This window comes from Roseicyclus sp. (assembly GCF_965662675.1).
Lineage (GTDB): Bacteria > Pseudomonadota > Alphaproteobacteria > Rhodobacterales > Rhodobacteraceae > Roseicyclus.
Window position 1 is genome coordinate 17,587 of the sequence record NZ_CBFIIK010000015.1, and the last position, 8,945, is coordinate 26,531.

Below are 8,945 nucleotides of genomic sequence, written 5' to 3' on the forward strand. Positions count from 1 at the left end.
CCGCCTTTACGGCCCGCGACCCACCGGCGTGTCGGTGATCAGGCGCAGCCAGAAATTGCCAAGCTGGTTGACCAGCGTCAGACCGATCAGCGCGAAAGTCGCCTGTTCCGGCGTCAGCCCGATCTGCCCGACATATTCGACCAGAACCCCCGCGATCAGGACGATCATCGAAAGCCCGTTGAAAATCAGCGTGCGGTAACCTTTCAGCATGTCATGCCTCGTTTTCTGAAACCGGGATGCCCCCCGGCGTGACCTCGATACGCTGGCCGATCACGGCAAAACCGGCAGGCCAGCGGGCGGTGATGAATCGCGACTTGGCGATCCGGGTGACGGTGACGGCGTCCGACTGGTTGCCGCCCAGAATGTGAAAATGCGTGGCGTCCTCGGCGTGGTTGAACCCGACATGCCCCTGCCAGCCGCCCGGCGATCCGCGCCAGAACACCATGACCGACCCGAACACCGGGGCGCAGTTCTTGCCGAAGCCCGCCCAGTTGCGCGCGCCGAGCGGGTTCTCCGGCAGATGGATGTCCGGCTGCCACTTGCGCAGGCAGGTCGCCACGAAAGCGCCGCACCACGGGATCTCGCGCGGGTCGATCCACGCGACCGAACGGTCGAACCAGGCCCGCAGGCGCGAAGTGTCGCGCGCCTCGTGCAGGCCCCGGATCGCGCTGGCCTCAGCCATCCAGGGTATATGCCTGTCGGCGGCCGTGCGCTCAGCCGGTTTTAACGCCGCAAGCGTGATCGGGCCGACAAAGGCGCGGTCGCGCAGGCCAACCGAACGCTTGAACGCCCTGACGGCCGCGTCCGTGCGTGGCCCGCGCACTCCGTCGATTGGCCCCGGGTCGAACCCAAGCGCGCGCAGCCGGGACTGCACCCAGCGGTAGTCGATGCTCATGTCGTGGATCTCCGGACTGGCGCGGTGCTGCCAGCCTGCGGGTTACTTTCTAAGCGCCTGCTCGATGCTGTCGAGCTTGGCCACGACCGATTTCATCGTGTCGCGCAGTTCCTTGAACTCGCGATCGTGTGCCTCTTTCTGGGCCGCGGCGGTTGCTTTCAGCACAGCAATCTCGATTCCATGCATTTGGGTCTTGCCGTGCAGAAACCATACATACCCGGCCACCGGAGCAACGATCCATTTCATTATAGCGTCGAGAATTTCCATCGGTCGCCCTCAGTTCCAATTCGTTATATTGATCCACGACCCCGGTCTGCGCATCCGAAGCAGCGGCTGTATCGTCAGACTGGCGGCTCCGGCCACACGACGTCTCTCGGGTCAGTCAGCCCGTCCGGTAGATCACGGAGAGCTTGGCGGTACGTGGCCCACACCTGCGCGTCCACCGGAGCGTCTTGGACTTGGGTCCAGTCGCAGGCCGCCAGGCGCGTGTTGCGCTCAACCCTGATTTTGGCAAAGCCCTGCTCGAAGTCATACGGCTTCTCATATTGGACGAGCGTGTCGTCCGGGCCGACCTTCTGCGTGTCAGGGTCAATGACCACGTCCTCCTTGACCTCAAAGCAGGCCTGCCCAGGTTGCAGGTTTGCCTCCACGGCCTCCTCGGGCAGCGACATGATCGTCTCGATGAAGCCATTGTCATCCATGTCGTGATTTCCTTCCGGTGAACGGTTCTGCCTCGGATTGCCCTCGCTGCCCTGTGCGAACGGCCGACGCCCGACATGCGTCAAACCGGCGGCGCCCAGGCGGCACAGACGGTGTCGAACTCCGAGAGCGCGACATCGACCCCGGCCGGTACAGTCGCCGCGGCAATCGCGATCAGCGCGCCCTGCCGGATCGCCTCCAACTGCCCGCCGATCACTTTCCAGGACCTCGCCCTTGCCAGCCAGAGTCGTGCCAGAGCCTCGGCATCCGGGGCGGTGATGCCGATCTCGGCGACGAGGAAAGGGTATTCCTCGAGATCGGCAGGACGCTCGGCCATGTAGCGCGCGGCCTCGCCTGCCTTCTCGCGGTAGATCATCTCCTGTCCCGGCCTGTCCGTGATGAACTCAAGCCGCCGTTGCCCGATGATCCCGTTCACATGGGCGCTGGCACGCGCCTTGATCGCGGCCAGTTCCGCTTCCCGACTGGTCGCGCTCCGGGTCAGGGTGATCGCCATCAGATCATGATCCTCAAACTTGCCGGGAGGAAGTCGCCCGGCGCCTGCAGCTCTATCTCGTATGTGCCCGCATCCGGGAGCGAGACGGTTTCCGTCCAGCCCTCCGCATCGGCACTCAGCACCGCCATGCGCTCGCCTCCCGCGAGATCGAACAGCTCGATCACGGTTCCCTCGGGGACCGGCGGGATGGTGATCTCGCTTCCGTCCCAGGTTGGCTCTGGCGTGACCGGACGCGGCTGCAAGATGCCACCCACGCGCATCATGGTGCCGATCTCGCGATTGGCATTGCTCAGATGCAGTCCCACCTCGTCCGCGCCGGGCGCGAACACGGCTTTCGAGGGCAGAAGAACCACCAAGAGAGCGCCCGGTTGCGGTGATGCGCCGGAACGCAGCACCTGCACGCGCCGGACATGGTCATTGGCATCCAGTGTAACGAAGGTACTCATCTGGCAGGGTTGCTCCGCGCAATGAGGTGGGTGCGGCGAATGTTGTTCTGGCTCCACTGCGCCGCAGGCGCATTGAGGACCGCGTAGATTTCGAACTGGACGTCATCGAACTTGCCGATGAAGTCGTGAAAGAAGAACTTTTGCTGCCACACATCGGTTCCGTTTGCAGCGCTCTGGCCGATGACCGACCACGCCGACCATGTGGTTCCTGTCTTTGTGCGACGGCGCCACTGGAACAGGGACGATCGCACACCCGCCCCGTCGCCGCGATGCTCGCCGACAAGGCCGATCTTCCAGTATTGGTCGTAGTCTACCGGTCCGAGCGTGACGACGGCCATCTGCAGATTGCTGTCCGTCCCGACGATCCTGCCTGTCGTATCCGCGTCATAGGCGCCGACAGACACGGCACCGTCCACGATGTCGGAGCGATCAATGATGTTGTTGAACTCGGCATCACCGCCATTCCTGATCCGCCAGCCGGATACGCCTGCTGCAAAATTGCTCGACTTGATCTCATTGCCCGAAAAAATCGTCGCATCGCCAGCCAGCTCGATCTCGTCAGCGGTCAGGGTCACCTTCGAGGCCGAGGCACCGCCATTGGCCGCGCTCGTCGCGGCGATGATCTCCACCGAGCCAAGCGCGGCGCCCGCCTTGGCGCGCATCACGAAAGAGGCCAGCGCGTTGCCCTCAAGATCGGCCACAGCGCGCTGGTTCAACAGGGATGCGGCGTATGTGCTCAGTACCTGATAGTCGAACCGATGGATGCGCGCGTTGTGGTTCGTCTCACCATTCGCGTCGCCATCGACATTGCCGTAGAAGATGACGCGCAAATCATCGGTGGTTCCAGCCACGTAGTCCGCCGGTCGCTCAAGGACCGCGGTGACGCGCTGCACCTTGCCGTTGCGCGAGGTGATGGCGTCCTTGAGGTAAACTTTCCGGGTCGAGTAGGTCGACCCCCACCAGTTGACCACGATATGCGCCGAGCCCCATGTGCCCGAGATCATTTCAAACTCGAAATCGATCTCGACCGCCTCCACGTCAGAGGCGGCAAGCCCGCCGAGTGAGGTGTGGTTGATGATGATGTAGGGCAGCGATGCCGAGAGCGTCGAGCCGGTCGTGTATTCGATGCAGGGGCCGTTGCCGTACTTGTTGCCCGTCGCGACCCGCGCGATGGTGGAGCCGCTCCCGCCCAACATGTAGAACCCGGACGGGGTTGCCGTCGGGTTCGAACTGGGCTCGATGAACAGCGGGTTCTCGACGTCGCCACCGCCCGAAATGGACGCGGCGACATTGCGCGCGAACTCGGCGCCGGACCGAGCCGTTTCAGCACCATTCTTCGCCGTCTCAGCGGCGACCTTCGCGTTCACCGCGTTCGTTTCCGCGATCTGGGCGCCGGACCGGGCTGTGACGGCGTCGTTCTTCGCGGTAGCTGCCAGGTTCGCTTGCGTGGTCGCGGTAGAAGCGGAGCTGACCGCAGTATCCCGCGCGCTGGCGGCGCTGCTCGCCGACGCGCTCGCGGATGTCGCACTTGCCAGGGCCGCTTTGCTCTCGGTCACGTCCTCGACCAGCAGAGAAGAGCACTGGAAGAACCCCGTGCCGGTCATCTCGCTGCGAGTGTAAAAGCCCGCCCGCAGATAGGCCATGTCTGTCGAGGGCGTGAACTCGATCGAGTAATTGTTGAAGGCGAAGGTCACGTCGAACGATGTGAACCCATGCGCGGCGACATATCCGTAACTGGCGTCAAGCTCCCGGAAAAACAGCGAGATGTCGGGGCTGCCCGACACCGTACCGCCAAGGTCGCCGCGCACCGTCAACCTGTAGGTTCGACCGGCGACAGGTTTGATCAGACCGGCAGTCAAGAGATACCTTGTACCAGAGGACACCGATATCCGAGCAACACGTCCTTCGTTGGTTGAGTCCACAAAACTCCAGGCCGCGTCGACCGGAGCCGACCCTGGGGCTCCTGCAACAGTGCTAGTGAAATACCGTCCATCTTCCTGAAAATCGGACGGCAGCATCTGTATGGCGAGGTTTTCCGCCGAGAGGCTTGCAGCGACGGCGAGATCGCGCGCGGAGACAGCCGTGGCGCTGGCGCTGTCGGCCCCGCTTTTGGCAGTGGCCGCGTCGGTGGCGGAGTTCGAGGCGTCTGCCGCATAAGCCTGAGCGCTGTTGCGTGCTGTGGCTGCGAGGTTGGCCTGCGTGGTAGCCGTGGACGCCGATCCGGCCGCATTGGTGGCGGAGGTCGCTGCGCTGGTCGCTGACACCTGCGCCTGCGCGCGCGCCGTGTCGGCGTTGACCCTTGATGTCTCTGCCGCGCTCGCGCTTGCACCAGCTGCCGTTTCGCTGGCCGAAGCGGCCGAGGCGCTTGTGGCTGCCGCCGTGGCCGAACCGAACGCTGCCTCCTCCGCGAGCATGCCGTCGACCAGCGCGGTGATGTTGCGCAGCTCGATGTCGCCAACCCGCAGGATGCCGTTCGTCGTGGTGCCGCCCGTGTAGTTCTGCCGAAGATGGGGGTAGAACCTGTTCCCTCCGTCAGCGGTGGCGCTGAAGGTCACCAACACCACGCCTGAAGGAAGCGCTGGCATCGATGCCGCGGTCCGGCGAGAGAACCAGACCTCGCGCTCGATGAGCCCATCGCTCACGCGCGCCACTTGGCCGCCGTCCTGAACATTCGCAGCCAAGACCGACGTGCCCACTTGGACGGTGCCGCCGACCCGATACTGGACACCTGGCGCGCCGCCCGCATCGGGCGCCACGTTTCCGTCGCTCACTACCTTGAAGCGCACCCGCACGGAATAGACCGCGGTGTCGTTCCAATCGTAAGGCCATGCCTGCCCGATCGTCGTGTTGCTGCCGTCCGGGAACTCGAACGCCTCCCCGAACTCCGCATCACCTGTCACAAAATCCGCAACGGCAGCACCGGGCTTCAGGATGTCGGATACGGCGTCAACGCTCTGCCGCGTCCATTGTGCCGCGGGCAGCGCGAGGATCGAAGGGCCAGCCAGCGCAGCCGTGCGGGCCGCCTCAGCCGCCGATGTGGAGGCGATAATCGCTTGCCCCTCGGATACGCTGGCGCTGGCCCCAGCCGTATTGGCCGAGGTCTGCGCCGAGGATGCCGATCCCGACGCCGCAGTCGCGCTATTGCCCGCATTGGTGGCGGACGTCTGTGCGTTGTCGCGTGCATTCTGGGCAGCGTCGCGCGCCGTCTCAGACGCCAACCGTGCGGCATCGCTGTCCAGCGCCGCCTGCGCCGCATCCAGCCCGGCCTGCTGCGCTGCCGCAGCGTCCACCTGCAGGTCGACCAGCGTGCCCGCGAACCCCGCGGAGATCGCGTTGAAGTCGACCACCGCCTGGTTGACGCTGGCCGGGATGTCGCTTTCTGCCAGCCGCACGTCCGCGGTCGTCGCGCTGGCCCACGCGGTCCAGACGGATCCTTCGCGCGCCCTGATCTTTGCGCGCGCCTGGTATGTGGTGCTTGGCAAAATGCCTTCTGTCACCCACAGGAAACCGCTTGTAGGGTCATCGATGACGCCCTCTGCAACAGTCTGCACGCCGTGGATTTGCACCTGCCAGCGAATGCTGTCGCGATCGCGCACACCGGCGGTGGACCAGGACAGCTTGACAGCAGGGCGGCGTTCAGCGTTTGCGCCATCCCGTATCGATCCCGCTTCGACGGCAAAACCGGTCACCGTGCGCGGCGCTGGAACGGTCACCGCTGTCGGCGGGTGATAGACGTCGATTTCGTCGCTCGCGGGCGTCCAGTTGAAATCCGTTGCGTCACGCTCGCGGATCGACAGCGACTGCAGGCAGGTCACAAGGTCGTCCGACGCCTCGGCAACCTCGAACACCTTGGCGGTGTAGCCTTCTTCCGCACTGGTCCAGGCGATCGAGTCAAGAGGTTCGATCACGGCCGCGTCCGGCGGCAGGGTCAGCCCATGACGCCGGAAACGCCGTTCGTCCTTGAGCCAGGCGCGCATCAATCGTTGCACCTGCGTGTCGGAATAGACCGCGTTCAGTTCGACCGAGGCGACCAGCTCGCGCCCCCCGTCTTCTGCCACTGCGTCCGTGTCATAGCGCGGCGGCGCATCGCGGCTTTCCCACAGGGCGTCCGGCGCCGGGTGCGTGGCGTGGATGCCATTGTGAACCTGATCGAGGCCGGGATAGGGTACCAGAGATTGATCGGCATCGGCGACCACGTCGTCATCGGTGAAGAAAAACACCGGCAGCCCCGGACCGCCGACGCGGATCTTGTAGACGCCGCCGATCTCGGCAATCTCGCCAGAGCATGCTTTCAGCAGCTCTTCGATGACCGACGCGGGTGATTGATCGACTGACACCTCCAGCCCGGCCCTGTAGCGCGGCTCGGTTCCGCCGGCCTTCAGCGTGACCGGTGCGTCGCACGCATTCATTGCCGTGAACCAGACATCGAGCGGCAGGTCGTCAGCTTGCGCGCGCCCGCCCCAGACCGAGCCGTCTGGCAAGGCGATGCCGCGCAGGATGTTGTAGATCATCACTGCCGGGTTGTCGGTCTGCGCCCAGGTCGCAGGGTCATTCCAGCGCTGCGTGCCAGTTCCGCTGACCGAACCATCGGCGCGCGGGTCGTAAAGCGGCACGCCGTCGACCTCGAAGCGCACGCCGGGCAGCTGGTTAAACAGCTTCCGATTGTACCGAAATGTCACCACGGCATAGGTCAGGCCGGTCCCGATCATGTCGGCCGACCAGGGTCGATCGGGGTGATCGGCATAGTTGGCGATCATGTATGCATCGGCGGCAACCTGCGAGCCGTCATGCCAGGTCAGGAAGAAATGCGGCACATCGAGGCCGACGCCCGGGACATCTTCGAGCAGGCCTTCATAATCGTGATCCCCCGCAGACGCCTGCAGGCCCTCGACATATTCCCCGGCAACGATCGCGCGAGAGAGGGTCACGCCCGGAAGATCGGAAATGCTCAAGACATAGGTCAGGAATTCGTTGGGCACGCCGCCGCTGTTCGGGTGCGAATAGGGCGGCGCGTCCATATGCCCGGCAGTTGCGTAGCGGCCCAGAATAAAGCTTTGCGCCGTGGTTCCGCCGGTTGTGGTCGCTTCTGTCTTGATGCCTCCGCGCCGTTGCTCCGGCGATTTCTGCAACGCAGTTGCCAGTGCGGACAAGGCAAGGCTGAACCCGATGCGCACCGCGAACAGGGCAGTTGCTGACAGTCCGCTTACCCAGGCGTTGAACGCAGCAAAAGCCTGGACAAAGGGCCCGGCCTCCGCAGCTGTTGCGAGGGCGATGGCCAGAGCCGAAAGAAGGATAACCCGCATCATACCGAAAACGCCCTTTGCGCGTGCAGCCGGGACACAATCGACAGCCCTGCAGGTGACAGCGCGTAGATACCAGCGCCCTGCACGATGCCGAGCGCTGCGCCGCGTCGATCCGCTGGCAGCACGGCGATGTCGCCGGTTTGCGCGTAAGCAGGCGGCGTTTCCGGGAACAGCGAGGCGACGACAGCGACATGATCGGCCCAGCCCTGTTCCTTCAACAGCGCGTTGCCGGCCTTCAGGCTTTTGTATTTGCCGCGCCAGAGCGCAGCGTGATCTTGCCCTGTCATGGCCTCGACCGCGCCCGCTGCAAACAGGGCGCAGTCAAGGCGCCCGGCGCGAAACGGCCTGCCCGCCACATCAGCGAGATAGGCGCCAAGGCGCGCCTGCCAATCCGGGTGCCGCTCGATCGCGGTGGTGTGTTCAGCGTGGTTCATTTGTTTCTTGCGATGTTACAGGTGCTTCCGGAGCGGGATCCGCAGGGGCTGCAGCCTTCAGCTCGCCCCAGTAGACCGGCACCGATCCGGAAATGTCGCCATAACGGCGAAAGCGATCACCAGCGCGGCGTTTCTGGCTGTCATCTGATTTCTTGAGGCCGAGCGTTCGCGTCAGCGTGCGTGTCTCAGACGCGATATCCAGAACCGCGGCCGGCGCACCCCCATCGGCCGCGCGCGGAAAGTCGATCGAGTTGATCATCCCAAGAAAAACGCGATGCGGCGCCCCGACCAGCTCGCGGGTTTCCGCGTTGAACAGCGCACGATGCACCGCCACGGGAGCAAAGCGGGTCTCGAATTGCTTGACCAGCGCCTCGACCTCCGGCGCCACCGCTGACAGGCCGATCTGGTGGATCCGGACGGCAAGCCCCATGCCGGATGTGGTGGCCTCGGTTTGCAGGAAAGCCCCGGCGCCCTGGTAGGTGCGCGCCTCCCCATCAATCGAAATCGTGATGTCGTCCTCGCCGGACCACAATCCCATTGCTTCGACCGCTTGCGTTGCGCGGTTGCGCGCGCTGATCCAGATCAGGCGGTGCGCCACAAGGCCGCCGCGCGCGGCCAGAAGCGCCAGTGTGCCAGCGTCAAAGATCCTCATGA

At 64.6% G+C, this 8,945-nt stretch carries 9 protein-coding genes; all 9 read right to left on the reverse strand.

Features of this window, described 5'->3' with window-relative positions:
* Positions 1-6: 6 nt before the first annotated feature.
* The 9 genes from ACTG4J_RS04740 to ACTG4J_RS04780 all read right to left on the reverse strand — a co-directional run bounded on the left by ACTG4J_RS04740 (position 7) and on the right by ACTG4J_RS04780 (position 8,889).
* The gene (locus tag ACTG4J_RS04740; RefSeq protein WP_439137535.1) at positions 7-210 is read right to left on the reverse strand and encodes a hypothetical protein; all 204 of its coding nucleotides are present in this window, start codon (positions 208-210) and stop codon (positions 7-9) included.
* Position 211: 1 nt separating this feature from the next.
* Positions 212-895, reverse strand: a complete 684-nt coding sequence (locus ACTG4J_RS04745; RefSeq protein WP_439137537.1) for an NlpC/P60 family protein — start codon at positions 893-895, stop codon at positions 212-214.
* A 42-nt stretch (positions 896-937) separates the two neighbouring features.
* Entirely contained in the window at positions 938-1,162 is a 225-nt protein-coding gene (locus tag ACTG4J_RS04750; protein ID WP_439137539.1) for a hypothetical protein, read from the reverse strand.
* Positions 1,163-1,236: 74 nt separating this feature from the next.
* A complete protein-coding gene (locus ACTG4J_RS04755; protein WP_439137541.1) occupies positions 1,237-1,596 on the reverse strand; it encodes a tail fiber assembly protein in 360 nt (119 codons plus the stop codon).
* An 80-nt stretch (positions 1,597-1,676) separates the two neighbouring features.
* Positions 1,677-2,108 (reverse strand): hypothetical protein, encoded by a 432-nt coding sequence (locus ACTG4J_RS04760; protein ID WP_439137542.1) that lies wholly within the window; start codon positions 2,106-2,108, stop codon positions 1,677-1,679.
* Positions 2,108-2,554, reverse strand: coding sequence for a hypothetical protein (locus tag ACTG4J_RS04765; protein ID WP_439137543.1), 447 nt, complete (start codon positions 2,552-2,554; stop codon positions 2,108-2,110). Before ACTG4J_RS04765 ends, ACTG4J_RS04760 begins: the two co-directional genes overlap by 1 nt.
* Entirely contained in the window at positions 2,551-7,860 is a 5,310-nt protein-coding gene (locus tag ACTG4J_RS04770) for a hypothetical protein (RefSeq protein ID WP_439137544.1), read from the reverse strand. Before ACTG4J_RS04770 ends, ACTG4J_RS04765 begins: the two co-directional genes overlap by 4 nt.
* Positions 7,857-8,291 carry a DUF6950 family protein gene (locus ACTG4J_RS04775; protein ID WP_439137546.1) on the reverse strand — a complete coding sequence of 145 codons (435 nt, stop codon included), beginning with the start codon at positions 8,289-8,291 and terminating at the stop codon, positions 7,857-7,859. Before ACTG4J_RS04775 ends, ACTG4J_RS04770 begins: the two co-directional genes overlap by 4 nt.
* Positions 8,278-8,889: a hypothetical protein gene (locus ACTG4J_RS04780; RefSeq protein WP_439137547.1), complete on the reverse strand. Its 612-nt coding sequence runs from the start codon at positions 8,887-8,889 to the stop codon at positions 8,278-8,280. Before ACTG4J_RS04780 ends, ACTG4J_RS04775 begins: the two co-directional genes overlap by 14 nt.
* Positions 8,890-8,945 lie beyond the last annotated feature (56 nt).

What these genes read in the sequence shown, in the direction of transcription:
- ACTG4J_RS04765 (WP_439137543.1), bottom strand. Translation starts at nt 2,554, where the DNA reads ATGAGTACCTTCGTTACACTGGATGCCAATGACCATGTCCGGCGCGTG.
- ACTG4J_RS04755 (WP_439137541.1), bottom strand. Translation starts at nt 1,596, where the DNA reads ATGGATGACAATGGCTTCATCGAGACGATCATGTCGCTGCCCGAGGAG.
- ACTG4J_RS04760 (WP_439137542.1), bottom strand. Translation starts at nt 2,108, where the DNA reads ATGGCGATCACCCTGACCCGGAGCGCGACCAGTCGGGAAGCGGAACTG.
- ACTG4J_RS04750 (WP_439137539.1), bottom strand. Translation starts at nt 1,162, where the DNA reads ATGGAAATTCTCGACGCTATAATGAAATGGATCGTTGCTCCGGTGGCC.
- ACTG4J_RS04775 (WP_439137546.1), bottom strand. Translation starts at nt 8,291, where the DNA reads ATGAACCACGCTGAACACACCACCGCGATCGAGCGGCACCCGGATTGG.
- ACTG4J_RS04745 (WP_439137537.1), bottom strand. Translation starts at nt 895, where the DNA reads ATGAGCATCGACTACCGCTGGGTGCAGTCCCGGCTGCGCGCGCTTGGG.
- ACTG4J_RS04740 (WP_439137535.1), bottom strand. Translation starts at nt 210, where the DNA reads ATGCTGAAAGGTTACCGCACGCTGATTTTCAACGGGCTTTCGATGATC.
- ACTG4J_RS04770 (WP_439137544.1), bottom strand. Translation starts at nt 7,860, where the DNA reads ATGATGCGGGTTATCCTTCTTTCGGCTCTGGCCATCGCCCTCGCAACA.